The sequence below is a fragment of the Glutamicibacter sp. BW77 genome (assembly GCF_002332285.1).
Classification (GTDB): domain Bacteria; phylum Actinomycetota; class Actinomycetes; order Actinomycetales; family Micrococcaceae; genus Glutamicibacter; species Glutamicibacter bergerei.
The window spans coordinates 1-15,521 of the sequence record NZ_NRGT01000075.1 but is presented as its reverse complement, the minus strand read 5'-3'; the positions used below and the strand labels follow the sequence as shown (position 1 = coordinate 15,521).

General features: G+C 57.2%; 13 protein-coding genes and 1 pseudogene. 10 read left to right on the top strand and 4 right to left on the bottom strand.

Annotated features, from left to right (window positions below):
• Nucleotides 1-172 precede the first annotated feature (172 nt).
• From CIK74_RS14185 to CIK74_RS14175, 3 genes are read right to left on the bottom strand one after another with little or no spacing between them, the layout of a single operon-like run.
• Nucleotides 173-1,468 (bottom strand): MFS transporter, encoded by a 1,296-nt coding sequence (locus tag CIK74_RS14185; RefSeq protein ID WP_096256858.1) that lies wholly within the window; start codon nucleotides 1,466-1,468, stop codon nucleotides 173-175.
• 36 nt (nucleotides 1,469-1,504) lie between these two features.
• Nucleotides 1,505-2,410 carry a carbohydrate kinase gene (locus CIK74_RS14180; RefSeq protein WP_096256857.1) on the bottom strand — a complete coding sequence of 302 codons (906 nt, stop codon included), beginning with the start codon at nucleotides 2,408-2,410 and terminating at the stop codon, nucleotides 1,505-1,507.
• On the bottom strand, nucleotides 2,407-3,879 hold the full coding sequence (locus CIK74_RS14175; RefSeq protein WP_170947896.1) for a glycoside hydrolase family 32 protein: 1,473 nt from the start codon (nucleotides 3,877-3,879) through the stop codon (nucleotides 2,407-2,409). Before CIK74_RS14175 ends, CIK74_RS14180 begins: the two co-directional genes overlap by 4 nt.
• Before the next feature lie 121 nt (nucleotides 3,880-4,000).
• Here CIK74_RS14175 and CIK74_RS14170 point away from each other — a divergent pair, with 121 nt between their 5' ends.
• From CIK74_RS14170 to CIK74_RS18570, 9 genes and pseudogenes are all read left to right on the top strand, one after another.
• The gene (locus CIK74_RS14170; RefSeq protein ID WP_205738293.1) at nucleotides 4,001-5,029 is read left to right on the top strand and encodes a LacI family DNA-binding transcriptional regulator; all 1,029 of its coding nucleotides are present in this window, start codon (nucleotides 4,001-4,003) and stop codon (nucleotides 5,027-5,029) included.
• Nucleotides 5,030-5,424: 395 nt separating this feature from the next.
• Nucleotides 5,425-6,450: a LacI family DNA-binding transcriptional regulator gene (locus CIK74_RS14165; protein WP_096256854.1), complete on the top strand. Its 1,026-nt coding sequence runs from the start codon at nucleotides 5,425-5,427 to the stop codon at nucleotides 6,448-6,450.
• A 44-nt stretch (nucleotides 6,451-6,494) separates the two neighbouring features.
• The gene (locus CIK74_RS14160; RefSeq protein ID WP_096256853.1) at nucleotides 6,495-8,171 is read left to right on the top strand and encodes an ABC transporter substrate-binding protein; all 1,677 of its coding nucleotides are present in this window, start codon (nucleotides 6,495-6,497) and stop codon (nucleotides 8,169-8,171) included.
• A gap of 72 nt (nucleotides 8,172-8,243) precedes the next feature.
• Nucleotides 8,244-9,221: an ABC transporter permease gene (locus CIK74_RS14155; RefSeq protein WP_096256852.1), complete on the top strand. Its 978-nt coding sequence runs from the start codon at nucleotides 8,244-8,246 to the stop codon at nucleotides 9,219-9,221.
• A 5-nt stretch (nucleotides 9,222-9,226) separates the two neighbouring features.
• Complete coding sequence (locus CIK74_RS14150) at nucleotides 9,227-10,201, top strand: ABC transporter permease (protein ID WP_096256851.1); 975 nt, start codon at nucleotides 9,227-9,229, stop codon at nucleotides 10,199-10,201.
• Nucleotides 10,198-11,115, top strand: coding sequence for an ABC transporter ATP-binding protein (locus tag CIK74_RS14145; protein WP_096256850.1), 918 nt, complete (start codon nucleotides 10,198-10,200; stop codon nucleotides 11,113-11,115). The genes CIK74_RS14150 and CIK74_RS14145 overlap by 4 nt, the downstream gene beginning before the upstream one ends.
• Nucleotides 11,112-12,059 (top strand): ATP-binding cassette domain-containing protein, encoded by a 948-nt coding sequence (locus tag CIK74_RS14140; RefSeq protein ID WP_096256849.1) that lies wholly within the window; start codon nucleotides 11,112-11,114, stop codon nucleotides 12,057-12,059. Before CIK74_RS14145 ends, CIK74_RS14140 begins: the two co-directional genes overlap by 4 nt.
• Nucleotides 12,056-13,648, top strand: a complete 1,593-nt coding sequence (locus CIK74_RS14135) for a glycoside hydrolase family 32 protein (RefSeq protein WP_240520554.1) — start codon at nucleotides 12,056-12,058, stop codon at nucleotides 13,646-13,648. Before CIK74_RS14140 ends, CIK74_RS14135 begins: the two co-directional genes overlap by 4 nt.
• An 89-nt stretch (nucleotides 13,649-13,737) precedes the next feature.
• Nucleotides 13,738-13,833 (top strand): annotated as a pseudogene (locus tag CIK74_RS18570) (IS982 family transposase); the annotation flags it as partial.
• Nucleotides 13,834-13,920: 87 nt separating this feature from the next.
• Here the strand turns inward: CIK74_RS18570 and CIK74_RS14130 are convergent.
• Nucleotides 13,921-14,274 carry a helix-turn-helix transcriptional regulator gene (locus tag CIK74_RS14130; RefSeq protein WP_205738292.1) on the bottom strand — a complete coding sequence of 118 codons (354 nt, stop codon included), beginning with the start codon at nucleotides 14,272-14,274 and terminating at the stop codon, nucleotides 13,921-13,923.
• A gap of 363 nt (nucleotides 14,275-14,637) precedes the next feature.
• Here CIK74_RS14130 and CIK74_RS14125 point away from each other — a divergent pair.
• Nucleotides 14,638-15,521 (top strand): class I SAM-dependent DNA methyltransferase (locus CIK74_RS14125; RefSeq protein ID WP_141392968.1); only part of this gene is annotated, 884 nt, incomplete at its 3' end.

The following is a 15,521-nucleotide window of genomic DNA, read 5'->3' as shown; positions in this document are numbered from 1 at the left end:
TAGCAGGCCGGCCAGTCAAAACGACGGTACCCGGGCGCAGCACTATGAACGAACGATGTTGATGCATTAATACGAGCGAGATTCTGGCAAACGGTTGACAACGTATTAACGCAGCGGGGGCGAGGTGCTGTAAGTCTCTATAGCAACCCGCCCCGCTTGAACGAACGCTCAGTTAGGCGTCAACAGCAGTTTTTGAGTGACGAATGAATGGGTCACCCATGACTTGCTGATCGTCCTTTTTCAGCGCAAAGAATCCATAGACTCCAGCAAGCAGCACTACCAGCGAGATGGTGATGAAGGTCTGGCGGTAGCCCACCTGGTCGTGGAGCATGCCCAACGGTGTGGAGAGCAAGACGTTACCAATCTGCGAGGATACTTGGAACCCCACCATGTACAAGGTTGCAGACAACGCCGGGTTGAAGTGCAGGGTGAAGTAACGGAACACCGGAAGAATGAACAATGGCGTTTCGATGGCGTGCAGCATCTTAATTGCGGAGACGAGCAGCGGATCATCAACGAGCGCGCAGCCCAAGATGCGAACGAACATGATGGCGACACCGATGAGCAGTGCAGAACGCACGCCCACGCGGCGCATGAGCAGAGGTACGAGTCCCAGCATGGCCGCTTCAACGAAGACCTGCACCGAGTTGAGGATGCCATATACCTGCTGACCGGTTTCTTGGTCTTCAAAGAGTCCGGTGTAGAAGTCGGGGAACATTTGCTGGTCAAAGACCGTGTAGAACGTCCAGGACAGCATCACGAATACGATGATGAGCCACAGGCTAGGTAAACGGAAAAGGCCCAGCATTTCACGGAAGCCCGGTGTAGATGCTGGAGACAGTTTTCCGTTGCTTGGGAGAGGAGCTACTGGTTTAGCTTCGAAGCGCCAAAGCAACAACAGCAGCAGGTGGATTACTCCGAGTACCGAACCGATCCAGAAGTTCAGCATTGGGTTGATGGTAAACAGGAAGCCTGCAGCCAGTGCCACGACGGCGTAACCGAATGATCCCCACATGCGCGCTTGCCCATATTCGAAGTTAAAGCGGCGGCTGTAACGTTCGGTGAGCGCTTCAAAGAGGCCTACGCCTGCAAGGAATCCAACGGAGAATACGACTGCGCCGGCAATAACACCCATCATGAAGTGGGACTGCAGTAGCGGCTGGTAGACCCACATGCAGAATGGTCCGGTGAGCGCGGTCACCGCGGCAATCACGACCGCAAGATGCTTTCGCAGACCTAGCCGGTCTTGTAGAGCACCGTAGCCGAACATCAAGAACAGCGTCACGAGCGAGTTCACCGAATAGACGGTACCGACCTGTGCGCCGCTGAGCCCCAAACCGTTGGATTCGCTGGTGAGCCAAATTTGGAAGAATGACCACCAAATTCCCCATGATGCGAAGAACAGCAGCATCGAGAAGGAACTGTGAAGGTAGGTAGGGTTTCTAAGAGTTGTGCTTAGTCCAGTCATCTTTGCCCTGGTTTCTTTGTCATCGTTGGAAAGTTCTTAGTGAGCTAAGGCGCGGGAGAAATCGTTGAACCACGGCGGATTTGCACCGGCCTGTGCCACGGTTAGTGCTGCCGAAGTTAGTGCGTGGTGCAGCGCTTGCCTGATATCAGCTGGTTCGCAGGCGGTTCCGGTGCGTAGCGCTTGCGCTAGTTCGGGTAGCGCGAGCACACCGTAAAGCAGTCCGGACATGAACGCGTCACCGGCACCGATGGTGTCTTTGAGCTCTGTCGGCAAGGCCGGGATGTCATATCGATTTCCGTGGGCAACAGCTAGGCAACCCTCCCCACCTTGGGTCATCACGGCAAAAGCCGGCCCGAGGCTGGAAACATGCGCCAGTACGTCCCACAGGTCCAGCTCAGGGTAGAGCCATTGAGCGTCCACATCGCTGAGCTTAACGATATGACTCAGTCTCATCAGCAATTCGATTCGTTCGATGGCTGCTTCGCGGTCTTCCACCAGATCTGGACGAAGATTTGGGTCGTAACTGCGCAGTGAACCAGTTGCAGCATGAGTGAAGGCATCAACGATGCACTGCCCCGAGGGCTCAATCCACGCGGCAATGGATCCGGTATGCAAAAGTTCGGGGACGGCGTCTACTGCCACTGGTGGAATCTGCTGGTGGATATCAAAGGTGTAATGGGCGTTTAAGTGCTCATCAACGTGAACCTGAGCCACCGAGGTGGCCCGCTCAGTGACCGAGCCGGAAGCCACCTTCACACCCGCTTGCAACAGATGCTCGGCGATTTGTTGCCCATGAGCATCTTGACCAAATTCGGTATGGAATTGCACAACATGTCCTAGGCGCGCGAGTCCGACGGCAACGTTTAGTGGTGAACCACCGGGGTGGGCCAAACCCGAGACGACGTCCACTAAAGATTCTCCTATGACGGTAATACTGCTCATGCGCTGCGCTCCAAGCTCTTTTCACTCAATGGCAGGACACCAACAACTGCGCCCGTGCTGCCGGAATACTGGAGTACCCCATAGGCTGGCGCAGCTTCGCCGGTGAGCTGATCGGTCAGTGAGCGGCGGCCATCCGCGCCCAGGATTTCAATGGAACCATGATCCAGAAGAACCTGGATGACTAGCTCGGTGGAATCCTCCGGTAACGGCATGCGTTGGCTGGAAGCGTAGAGCTCATGGGCAACCTTGCCTGCGCCGCGGTGGTGCTGAATCAGAGATGGCTCAACGCTCACCTCGCTCATCACGCTGTGATCTGCGCGGTGCAGGAGTAACCGTGCCCGGCCGGTGAAGTCACCGGGGAGGCTCAGTTCCACAAGAGCCGGTTCATTGAGTTCAATGCGCGTCTCGCCGGTCAGCACCGCGCTGGTTGGTACAGGGGAGTCGGGCAAGCCGCTCAGGCGTTGACGAATTTCAAAACCGCCGTCGCCAAGCTGCACCAAGTCCAGGGTGCGAGCTGCGCTCATGGAACCGCGCCAGCCGTCGTGGGGCAGATCGCGGGCGTAGTCCCAGTTGCTCATCCAGGCGATGATGGTTTGCTGCTCCACCGGCATGCCGTGGAAGCTGACGCCGGCGTAGAAGTCGCGACCCCAGTCCAGCCAGCTGCCCTGGCTTAGCTGCTCGAAGGCCAGTGAATCATTAGCTTCCTGCTGCTTGTCGGGGGTGAATATGAAACCGTCAAATTCTCCCACGAAGTATTGGGTGCCGGAGCCACCTGCCACGCCTCCGGGATTCAGTGAAACGAGCAGGACCCACTTGAGCTGGTCGCTGCCGGCGACCGGCAGTTGGATGAGGTCCGGGCATTCCCAGATGCCGGCGGTGGCAGCCTGCGGGCCGAAGCTGGATGCCTCGGTCCAGTCGATGAGGTTTTCCGAACGGTAGATCAGCACACGGCGTTCGATGGCTTCTACAACCACCATGACCCAGCACGGGCCCTGCGCGGATTCGTAGCGGAAGACCTTGGGATCACGGAAGTTCTTAGAACCACGGTCCAATACCGGGTTCTGTGCGTACTTGGTGAAGGTTGCGCCACCGTCCAGGGAATAGGCCAGCGCTTGGGACTGGTTGCTATCGTCCTTGGCTGCCGCGGTGTACAGCGCGATGATCGGCGCGGTGCTTCCGTCTCCGAGGCCGCTGGTGTTCTCCTGGTCCACAACGATGGAGCCGGAGAAGATGTCTGCAACATCCCCGTGCAGGATGGCGATGGGAAGTTCGGTCCAGTTCACCAGGTCGGTGCTGACCGTGTGTCCCCAGGACATGTAGCCGTGGCCAACTCCGTGGGGGTTGTGCTGGAAGTACAGGTGGTATTGCTCGCCATCAAAGAACAAACCGTTGGGATCATTGATCCAGTTTTTCTTGGGGGAGAAGTGAAGCTCTGGTCGCATGACCGCGACTTGTTGTAGTTCGGGCAACGCCGCCATCCTTAATCAAAATATGCTAAATGGATTTAGCATAAGACTGTAACAGCGTCAGGACGTCCCTGCAATAGGCTAGGCTCGAATAATTGCAGGTACCCAGTCGCAAGAAGGACACGTGAATACGCAAAAAGCCAAGCGGGTAACAATAGCTGACGTCTCAGAAGCTTCAGGGATGTCAAAGGCCGCAGTCAGTTTGATCCTGAACAACAAGCCTGGGACCAGGCTTTCCGCAGAGGCCACCGAGAGAGTTCGCGCGGCAGCCAAGGAACTGGGTTACCGTCCAAATGCTGCCGCTCAGTCATTGCGCAGTGGCAAGACTCGAACCCTGGGGCTGATTTCTGATCAGGTCACGGTCACACGTTTTGCTTCCGGCATGATCACCGGCATTCTTCGCGCGGCCGAAGAACGCGGCCATACGGTGCTGATTGCAGAGACCTTCGGGAAACCTGATCAGCTAGCTGAAGCCATCAAGCAGATGGCTCATCGGGACGTTGATGGTCTCATCCTGGGATTTATGGATTCACGGAAACGTGACTTAAAAATCCCAGCCACGGGTCTGCCCACGATCTTGGTTAATGGACTTGATGACAGCCCCTGCACCGCGGTGCTGCCGAACGAGCTGGATTCCGGTACCAGTGCGGTGCACCGAGTTCTGGAAACCGGTGCTAGAAGTGTCGCGCTGATCGGGGCGCATCAAAATGCTGAGAATGACTCGATGAGCTATCCGAGTATCACCCGCCGTTTCACTTCGCTGCGCAACGCCTTGGGCGAATCGAAACTTGAAGTACTTGGCGAATGGGTTCTCGAAGACTGGAATCCCACCGACGGCTATGCGGCGACCGCTCAAATGCTCACCGATGGGCACAAGCCTGATGCTGTCATCTGCGCGAATGACCGCGTGGCTATGGGAGTCTTCCAAGCATTGGCCGAACAAGGACTAGTTCCCGGCAAGGATCTTTCGGTTCTTTCCTTTGACGATGAGATCATCGCTAGCTACCTGCGTCCGCAGCTGACATCGATCAGACTTCCTTATGAAGAAATGGGAGCGCTTGCCGTTGAGCTACTTCTTGATGGGAAGCTGGATCCTGTTGAACATCAGGTGGAGATGCCGCTGATTGAGCGCGATTCAATGAAGGACCGCTGAACCAAAGCTGACCGAGTTTGGGAGCTAAATATTCTTAGGGCTCGAACTGTAGGGAAGTACCACAGCCTCGCAGCATGACTCATGAAGCTTCTTTGCCGAGAGGCGAATTGACTAGCCTCTTCACCTCGTCTGATCTTCAAATTCCTGGATACCCAGAATAGTTTCTGGGTCGTTCCGTGCGCCCAAATACCGTGCTGCGGGGGATGCCAGTTCTGTCGAAAGCGCGCGATCTTCGCAGAGATCTGCATTTATGCGCAAATAAGAATTGACTGCTTGACACCCGCAAGTGATGTGCGTTACCTTATTTCTCAGCGTAGTAACGCGCGTTACTGAATCGTGTTAGCAAATCTGCAACACGGCCAGTTTCGCATTGATCTCAAGGGGGAGGAGGGGAAATGACGCAGCAATCCGTGACCATGGCCGATGTCGCCAAGGCGGCCGGCGTAAGCCGAACAACCGTCTCATTTGTGCTCAATGGCCGGATGGAAGCAAATATCCCCGAAACCACGAGAGAGAGAATCAACCAGACGGCGCGCATGCTGGGCTACCGCCCCAATGCGGCCGCACGAACTCTGGCTAGCAAACGCAGCGCCTGGTTCGGTCTGGTGACCGAGATTGCTACATCACCCTTTGCTACCGACGTGATCAAGGGAGCACAACGCTCGGCATGGAAAGATGGAAACTTTCTGCTCATCGCACCCAGCGATGATGACCCCGGCATGGAAATGCTCGCGGTGGAGAAGCTCCTTGAACAACAGGTAGGCGGGCTGATCATTGCAACCACCTGGCACCGAGAAATCATCGTGCCGGAGAATGCAAAATCGGTTCCCTGCGTTTTGGTCAACTGCTTCGACGCCGCCGGAGAATTTCCATCAATCGTCCCGGACGAAGTGGCAGGCGGTTACGCCGCCGCCGAGATCCTCGCACGGGCTGGACACACCAACATTGGCCATATCACTGTTGCCCAAGGAATCCCTGCTCAGATCGGGCGCCAAACCGGTATGAAGCAGGCTCTGCGTGATCATGGACTTAGCCAAGAAGAGTCAAAGATTGTTGCCGGTGACGGTACCGCCGATAGCGGATATCACGGAACTCAAGAGTTACTGGCTCAACCAGATCCGCCAACCGCAATTTTTTGCGGTAATGACCGGATCGCCATGGGAGCCTATGACGCAATCAAGGAACTCGGTTTGCGAGTGGGGGAAGACATCTCAATCGTCGGTTTTGATGATCAAGAGATTCTGGCACCACATATGCGACCAAAACTGACAACCATCGCCCTGCCCTTTGAAGAAATGGGTATGGCAGGGGTGTCATTACTGAATCAAATGGTAGAGGGCTCACCGATTGAGAATCGCCAAATTACCATCGGCTGCCCTCCACGCATTCGTTCATCTGTGGCCATGCACGGCCAAAGATGAGCTTCCCCTCCGCTACACATCACATGAATGGATGAGGAACTTCCATGATAGTCAAATACTTACGCCGCGCGCACCTTGCCGTGGCTGCGACCGCAGCGGTCGGCGCACTCGCGCTGACCGGATGCGTCGCATCAAACCCAGGCGGAACCGAAGCTGACGGAGCAACAACCAGCTCAGCGTTCCTCACCATCCCGCGTGAAGACATGGGTACCTTCTCCAAGAACTTCAACCCGTTCTCGCCCAACGCCGCGCCAATGACCGGCCAGTCCATCTATGAGTCCATGCTGGTTTACAACCCTGCCGGCGGCGACACGGTGCCTTGGCTGGCCACCGACTGGGAAGCGGGCACCGACGGCAAGTCGCTGACCTTTAATCTGCGTCCGGGAGTCAAGTTCTCCGATGGCACCGAGCTGACCTCCGAGGACGTGAAGCTTTCGGTGGAACTGCAGAAGGAACTGCTCGGCGGCTACGACTACCTGAAGTCCATCAAGACCCCGGATAAGACCACCGTTCAGTTCACCTTCAAGAAGGCCTTCGCCCCGGCACTGTACGAATTGGGGCAACAGGTCATCGTGCCTGCGCACATCTGGTCCAAGTTCGACAAGCCAGGCAACGAAGAGAACCCGACCCCGGTCGGCACCGGCCCATACACCGAGATCGCCAACTTCCAGGCCCAGTCCTTCGAGCTGCAAAAGAACCCGAACTACTGGCAGCCCGAGAAGCAGAAGCTTGGCGGCATCCGGATGCTTGCCTTCGCCGGCAACGACGGTGCCAACCTGGCCGCCATCTCCGGCGATGTCGACTGGACTCAGACCTACATGCCGGACATCCAGACCACCTATGTCGACAAAGACCCAGAACACCGCCACTACTGGTTCCCAACGACAGGCTCCGAGATCAATTGGCAGCTGAATACCACCAAGGAAGAATTCTCCGACGTGCGGGTGCGCAAAGCACTAAGCATGGCCGTTGACCGTGAACAGGCGGTCAAGGTTGGCATGAGTGACTACACCGTTCCGGCCGACTGCACCGGACTGTCGGGCAACTACGACAAGTGGCGTGATGCCTCGGTCGTAGAGAAGTGCGACTGGACCAAGCGCGATCTTGAAGGCGCCAAGAAGTTGCTGGATGAAGCTGGCTACAAGGAAAACGCCCAAGGACAGCGCTCCACCCCAGAGGGTAAACCTTTCACCTTCGACATCTCCGTGGGTTCAAGCTCCACTGACTGGCTGTCGGTAGCAAATATTATCGCGCAGAACCTTCAGGACGTGGGCATCAAGGCCACCGTTGATTCCCCTGACTGGGCCGCGGTGACCGCAGCCTACGAGACCGGTGAATTTGATACCGGCATCGTCTGGACTGCTAACGCTCCGACCCCGTATCAGTACTACCTGAACCTGATGGGAAGCGAAAACGTCAAGCCGGTCGGCAAGCAGACCTTTGACAACTACCACCGCTTCAGCGACAAAAAAGCAGATGACCTGCTGAACAAGTTTGTGGCTACCGGTGATGAAGGCGAGCAGAAGCAGGTCATCAATGACTTGCAGTCGCTGTATAGCGAACTAGCTCCGGTTGTGCCGTTGTTCCCTGGCCCGGAGTGGGGTGCCTACACCACCGAGAACTTTGTTGGTTGGCCCACCGAGGAAAACCCTTACGCGACTCTGAGCAACCGCGCACCGACCACCGTGCTGGTGCTCACCAACCTAGAACCCGCGAAATAGCATCAAGCTCCCACGCGGTGGGCGGCCTCTGGCTGCCCACCACGACGCGATCTTTCGTGAAGGACACATATTATGAGCTTCCTCTTCCGGCGTCTGGGCTTTTACCTGCTAGCCTTCTGGGCGTCCATCACCCTAAACTTTCTGCTGCCGCGGCTGATGCCCGGTGACCCGGTCACCCGCATGCTTTCCCGCTCGCAGCAACGCCTCGAACCACAGCAGGTCGACGCGCTACGCACCATGATGGGCGTAGACGGCGGCCCGCTCATCCCCGAATACTTCAGCTACCTCGGCCGCATCCTCACCGGCGATTTCGGAATGTCGATATCCCGTTTCCCCACGCCAGTCTCCGAAGTTATCGCCTCTCAGCTGCCGTGGACCCTGCTGCTAGGCATCACCTCATTGGTGATCGCGGTGATCCTCGGCAACCTGCTGGGTATCCTGGCGGCCTGGCGCCGTGGCGGTTTCCTGGACTCGGTGGCTCCGCCGCTGCTGGTATTCATCGGTTCCTTCCCGTACTTCTGGCTCGCCATGGGTGCGCTGTACATCTTTGGCATCAATATGGGTGTCGCCCCGATGCGTCACGCCTTCTCCGTGGGTCTGGTCCCCGGATTCAACCTTGAATTCATTTTGGATGTGGCAGCTCACCTGTTCCTGCCGGCACTAACCATTGTGCTGGTGTCCTTGGGCGGCTGGATGCTGGGCATGCGCAACACCATGATCGCAACCAACTCCGAGGATTACATCCTGATGGCCGAGGCCAAGGGTCTGCGCCCGCACCGCATCATGCTGAACTATGCCGCACGCAACGCCATGCTGCCCTCGGTGACAAGCATGGGCATGAGCATCGGGTTTATCGTCGGTGGAGCCTTGCTCACCGAAGTAGTGTTCGCCTACCCGGGCGTTGGCTACCAGCTGCTCGCTGCAGTCCAAGGTCTTGACTACCCATTGATGCAGGGCATGTTCCTGACCATTACCGCCGCGGTGCTGATAGCGAACTTCCTTGTAGACCTGGTCTACGTCCGACTTGACCCTCGTGTGCGGAAGGGCTGAACCTCATGAGCCAGATAACCACAGATTCCCTGACCTTGACTCCCGAGGACCCGGCGGCAGAAAGTGCCACGGGCCGCGCTCGACTGGGTGCCACACGCCTGCTGCGTACCTTGCTGCGCAACGGCAAGGCGGTGGCCGGGCTGAGCATCATTTTAGTGTTCATTGCGCTGGCCCTGCTGGCCCCGGTGTTCTTCCCGGGAGAGCCGGCACGCATCACCTCTGCCGGCGCCGCAGCTCCCAGTCTGGAACACTGGCTGGGCACCACCACTAAAGGCCAAGACGTCCTCGGCTTGACCTTGTGGGGCGCGCGCTCCTCACTATTTGTCGGCTTTGCCGCCGGTATCTTGTCCACCGTGATCGGCGTACTGATCGGTTTGAGCGGTGCCTACTTCGGCCGTGGTCTGGACGAGGCGCTCTCGCTGGTGACCAACGTGTTCCTGCTGGTTCCGGGTCTGCCGTTGTTGGTCATCCTGGCAGCATTCATGCCGCCAGGACTTGGAACGGTCATCGTGGTGCTGGTGATTACCGGTTGGGCCGGTAGCGCCCGCGTCATGCGTTCTCAAGCCATGTCCATTCGGGGCAAGGATTATGTGGCGGCCGCTCAGGTATCCGGTGAACGTCCACTGCGCATTATGGTGCGCGAGATCTTGCCGAATATGGCCTCGGTGGTCATGACCACCCTGCTGGGCTGCATCATCGGTTCCATTGGTGCCCAGGCCGGACTCGAATTCCTGGGTCTGGGAGACGTCAACACGCTCTCCTGGGGCACCAACCTGTTCTGGGCTACCAGCGATGGTTCGCTGATGCTCGGCCAGTGGTGGATTTTTGTTCCATCGGGTCTGGCTATTGCATTGGTGGCCTTCGCCTTGGCGTTATGCAACTACGCGGTAGATGAGATTACCAACCCGCGCCTGCGCCGGCCTAAGCACGCAACGAAGAGCACCGCGGCAACCACCGTGGCGCGAAAGGAAGAAAAATGAGCGTCCCGGTATTGGAAGTTCAGGATCTGACCGTCGAATACGTCAGCGACGAGCGTGCGGTCCGCGGTGCGGACCGGGTCAGCTTCACCATCCAGTCCGGTGAGATCTTTGGCCTCGCCGGCGAGTCCGGCTGCGGCAAGTCCACGATCGCGAACTCGATCATGCGTCTGCTCAAGGACCCTGCCCGGATCAGCAACGGCAAAGTCCTCTTTGACGGCACGGACGTGCTGGGCATGGATGAGGCAGCATTGCGTGCCTGGCGTTGGAATAACGTGGCCATGGTGTTCCAATCGGCCATGAACTCCCTGAACCCGGTCACCCGTATCGGTGAGCAATTCATCGACGTGATCCGCACCCACCGTGGCGGTAGCCGGGCTGCCGCGCTGCATCGTGCCCACGAACTGCTTAAGATGGTGCGCATCGATCCGGTACGGTTGCGCGCTTATCCACACCAGCTTTCCGGAGGCCAGCGCCAACGCATTGTTATCGCCATGGCCTGCGCTTTGAACCCGCGGCTGTTGATCCTTGATGAACCTACTACTGCGCTAGATGTGGTGGTGCAACAGGAGATCTTGGAGCAGATCCGTGAACTGCAAAAAGAACTCGGCTTCGCGATTCTGTTCATCACCCACGACATGTCGTTGATGCTTGAACTCTCTGACCGTATTGGCATCATGTACGGCGGTCGCATCGTGGAGCTGGCTCCGGCAACAACACTGCGCCATGGTTCCCGGCACCCCTATACTCAAGCGCTGCTGGGAGCTTTCCCACCTCTGCATGGCCCACGGGTTAAGCTCACCGGGCTGGCCGAAGGCACCAAATTCACCAACATCCAGGATCTGGAAGACACCGGCGAGGGCCATTGGGTGGCTCCCTCGGATCAGCCTGTGCTGTCGCAAGGAGAACTGCTATGACTTCAACTGCTACCCAGCGGACCGCAGTGGGTCCGGCCGTGCGAATCCGTTCGCTGAGCAAATCGTTTACCAGCTCCGCGCTATTTAGTCGAAAGAAAATTCCTGCTTTGCGGGATATCGATCTGGAGATGCAACGCGGGGAAATCGTGGCACTGGTGGGCGAGTCGGGATCCGGCAAGTCAACGCTGGCCCGTTGTCTTGCTCTGCTTGAAACTCCGGATTCCGGTGAAGTTCTTGTTAATGGAAAAGATATTGCGGGGCTGAAGGGGGCAGCGGTGCGCAAGTACCGCAGCGACGTGCAGATGGTCTTTCAAGACCCCTTCGGTTCGCTGAACCCTACCTTCCGCGTGGAGCATATTTTAGAACGCGCCTTGGCTCTGCACCAGCCAGAAATTAAGTCAAAGCGCAGTGAAATGGCAAAGCTGGTGAGTACCGTGGGCCTCAGCCCGGATGTGCTCTCCTCCTTCCCGCATGAGCTCTCTGGCGGACAGCGTCAGCGCATCGCGATTGCCCGAGTGCTGGCGGCTAAGCCGAGCATCATTCTGGCCGACGAACCGACCTCAATGCTAGACGTCTCGGTGCGCATTGGTGTGTTGAACCTGCTGCATAAGCTGCGTGACGAGCATGGGATCACCATCTTGTACGTCACCCACGATCTGGCTTCGGCCCGTTACCTCTCGGATCGAATTGCTGTGCTCAACGAGGGGCGAATCGTGGAATCGGGAGAATCCGTGCATCTGCTGGATAACCCGAGTCATCCATATACTCAGCTGCTCGTGGGTGCGGTGCCTGACCCTGACCGAGACAGTAGCCTCGACGCACCAAAGCGTGCGGCTCTACGCGAACAAATCCAGCGCTGGTCCGCCAGCGACAACCTGCAAAAGCACATTATCGATGAATCAAGCCAGCACTGGGTGCTGGCGGACGAAAGCGAAATGACATGAGCGAGAAAAAAGACATGACCAATGGCGGGCCGTCCAGACGAAGCATTGTTGCCACCCTGGCCTCGGCCACTGCATTGACCCTGACCGGGCTAGGCACTGGGGCGGCCGTTGCGGCCCCATCAAAACGGGGAAAAAATGAAAAGAAGGCCTCTGCTGCGATGAGCTACCGTCCCAGTTATCACTTCAGCGTTCCGGATAATTGGAAAAATGACCCGCAGCGTCCGGTGTATCTGGACGGTGAATACTTGTATTACTACCTTTACAACGAGGACTACATCCTCGGTGGCAGCGGTACGAGCTGGCGTTTGGCGACCACCACGGACCACGTGAACTTCACCGACCACGGTGTAGCCATCAGCAAGCATGAAAGCCCTAACGGGGATTGCTGGTCCGGCTCAATTGTTATCGATGAAAAGAACACCGCGGGCTACGGGAAAGGAGCGTTGATTGCTCTGGTCACCCAGGCACCGGGCGGGGTGCAAGCCCAATACCTCTGGTACTCCACCGATAAGGGACGCAGCTTTAAACCCGGTGGAACCAAGCCGGTCCTGGCTAACCCAGGCGTGGAAGCTTTCCGAGACCCGAAGATGATCTGGCATGAGCAAAGCTCACAGTGGGTCATGCTTAATGCTGAGGGGGACCGCATCGGGTTGTATACCTCGGTGAACCTGAAGCGGTGGAAAAGAACCAGCGAATTTGTGCGCACCACCTTGGGCACCCTCGAATGCCCGGACCTGTTCCAGATCCAGGCTTCTGACGGAACCAAACAATGGGTGCTTGGCACCAGCGCCAATGGCAAGCCACATGATCTGCCCGCCACTTACGCATACTGGGTGGGCGACTTTGATGGAAAGGCCTTCACCACCAAGGATGATGATCCGCAATGGCTTGACTGGGGCTTTGACTTCTATGGTGCGGTGACCTATCCGGACCATCGTGCCGACGGAAGTGAAAATCCCAAACTGCGCCGTGTCATTGGGTGGAACAACTTCTGGGATTACCCACACAATGCCCCAAGCATGGCCACGGATGGCTACAACGGTGATGACATGATTGTGCGCGAGGTGCGGATGATCGCCGGCGCTGAAGGCTACTACCTTGCCTCGGTGCCGGTAAAGCAATTGGACAAGCTGGCCGGTCCGGCGAAAAGCTTAGGCAGCCCGGCGGTATCCGGGGAGCAGGTCTTGGATTTCTCGAGCAGCGCCTATGAGCTGGAATGTGAATTGAGCTGGGATCCGGCCAATCCGCCGGAGAACGTGGGATTTGAGCTGTGCCGGGCAAAAACCGGCACGCGTCACGTGGCCACCGGAATCTATCTGGCCGGAGGTTTCGCCTATGTGAACCGCAAGCCAAGCTTCCACCCCGGGGATAAGAGCGAAACCAAGAGTCCATTAGAGGCACCAAGCGGAAGACTCAAGACACGCATCCTGGTGGACCGCTCCAGCGTCGAAGTGTTCTTCGGTGATGGACGGATCGTCCACTCGCACCGGGTATTCCCGCTGGCTTCGGATTCCGGGATCAAATTGTTCGTTTCGGGCGGGACGGCAACGTACAAGAACCTCACCGTGCGTAAGCTGGCATTCGCATAGAAGTTAGTCGCAGGCTCGGGCAAGACTGGTATGGCGCTAGTCCAGTTCCCGAGACCAGTTGCTGGCCCGGGGAACCTTGTTTCCCCGGGCTGGGTGCCAAACCACTGGCGTTGGCTGCTGGGACTTGGCATAACTGGAAAATCGAGGCCCTACGCAAACGCTCGCTGATCGATTATGATCATTGAGTTTTGCTCGGTGGGAGATTTAGGAGTTACGTATCTGAAGGGCGCCGTTTGGCAGTGAGCGACTCTCAAAGCGGGTTTTGTTCGGGCTCAAAGTTCTCCGTACCTTATTTTGTAGGATTCGTTCTGCTCTTTGAGTTCTTTTATTTGTGCCGCCATCATGTCGTGCCTTTTGAGCCGTTCCATGATTTCCAGTCCTAGGTTGACGCTTGAAGCGAACTGCAGATCGATGGCTGTCGTTTCACGTAAATTACCTGTGATTACGTATTCGATTTGTCGAATCTTCTCGGCGGGTATCGAGGTTTCTCCTGATTCCCATCGTGAAATTGTTCGTGATGAAGTGCCCAACAGGTTCGCTAAGTCTTGTTGCGTAAGTCCAGTGCTTTTCCTTAGTGATAGTGCCGTCTTCGCGCTTTTTTCTCGTGAAATGTCCATTTCACCCATCTTGTCACGTCTAGACATTGTAAACATCGGAATTGTGCTTAATGGTTAGTGGGGGATGCGGTGTTCCGTAAATACGTGTTTTTCCTTAAACATCAAGGTCTCTTGGCTCGGGGCCTCCGTCTGTGTTGGACTGTATGCTTCTTCCGTCATAAGTTCCCAGCTTTTCACGCCTTAACGTTTACTAATTCCGCGTCTGATCATTCACGGGTGGATAAACAGACGCGGATCAGATGAAGATGTCGAGAATAGATGAGCCTACGTCCAGTCCCGCTCAGCAGGCGCGCCATCTCTGCAGTGCGGGACCCCGCCGATAGGATGAGATGGTCCGGTCTATTAGCTTGTGTACCAGGAGAATCCTCTATCTTGTCAGTCCATTCCAGTTTCGTGTGGAGCGTCGCCGACACGCTTCGCGGCCCTTATTCAGAGGCCGAGTACGGTTCGGTCATTCTTCCATTCACCGTGCTGCGACGCCTAGAGTGCGTCATGGAGCCGCATCGCAAAGCCATGGCCGAGATCGTCGGGTCCTACGAGGGCGAGCAACAACGGCGCACTCACCTGAAGATCCGCACGCGCAGCGAAGACAGCGCTGGGCTCCCGTTCTGGACGACCAGCGACTACACGCTAGAGAAAGCACTGCAGGATCCAGATAACTTAGCGGCCAACCTGATCGACTATGTTGGTGGGTTCTCCGCGAACCTAGATGTGTTTAAGTCTTTCGACTTCGAGAATGTCATTCGGACCTTGGACTCGCGCGACCGGCTCGCGCAGGTGACCCGTCACTTCGAGCGGATCGATATGTCTCCAGAGGCAGTGTCCAACGCGGACATGGGAGACCTTTTCGAGAACCTCATCTACCGGTTCGCGGAGTCGGCCAATGACGGGGCCGGCCAGTTCTACACGCCGCGCGACGTGGTGCGCCTGCTGGTCGACCTGATTTATGACGAGGACACCAACGCGTTGCGCGATCGCGGTACCGTTCGGTCGATCTATGATCCGACGGTTGGCACAGGCGGCATGCTCACTGTCGCCGAGGAGCACCTGCACGATCTCAACCCCGAGGCCTCGATGGCGCTGTTCGGTCAGGAGATCAACCCGCGCACCTACGCCATCTGCAAAGCCGACCTGCTCATCAAGGGACAGGACCCGAGCAATGTCCGTCAGGGAGACACCCTCGTCGTAGACCGGTTCGAGGACCTGCGATTCGATTACGTGCTTTCGAACCCACCATTCCCTCCAAAATGTCCGTG

Excerpts from the sequence above, each read along its gene's own strand:
- CIK74_RS14185 (WP_096256858.1), bottom strand. The coding sequence starts at position 1,468 with ATGACTGGACTAAGCACAACTCTTAGAAACCCTACCTACCTTCACAGT.
- CIK74_RS14180 (WP_096256857.1), bottom strand. The coding sequence starts at position 2,410 with ATGAGCAGTATTACCGTCATAGGAGAATCTTTAGTGGACGTCGTCTCG.
- CIK74_RS14165 (WP_096256854.1), top strand. The coding sequence starts at position 5,425 with ATGACGCAGCAATCCGTGACCATGGCCGATGTCGCCAAGGCGGCCGGC.
- CIK74_RS14160 (WP_096256853.1), top strand. The coding sequence starts at position 6,495 with ATGATAGTCAAATACTTACGCCGCGCGCACCTTGCCGTGGCTGCGACC.
- CIK74_RS14155 (WP_096256852.1), top strand. The coding sequence starts at position 8,244 with ATGAGCTTCCTCTTCCGGCGTCTGGGCTTTTACCTGCTAGCCTTCTGG.
- CIK74_RS14150 (WP_096256851.1), top strand. The coding sequence starts at position 9,227 with ATGAGCCAGATAACCACAGATTCCCTGACCTTGACTCCCGAGGACCCG.
- CIK74_RS14145 (WP_096256850.1), top strand. The coding sequence starts at position 10,198 with ATGAGCGTCCCGGTATTGGAAGTTCAGGATCTGACCGTCGAATACGTC.
- CIK74_RS14140 (WP_096256849.1), top strand. The coding sequence starts at position 11,112 with ATGACTTCAACTGCTACCCAGCGGACCGCAGTGGGTCCGGCCGTGCGA.
- CIK74_RS14135 (WP_240520554.1), top strand. The coding sequence starts at position 12,056 with ATGAGCGAGAAAAAAGACATGACCAATGGCGGGCCGTCCAGACGAAGC.
- CIK74_RS14130 (WP_205738292.1), bottom strand. The coding sequence starts at position 14,274 with ATGGGTGAAATGGACATTTCACGAGAAAAAAGCGCGAAGACGGCACTA.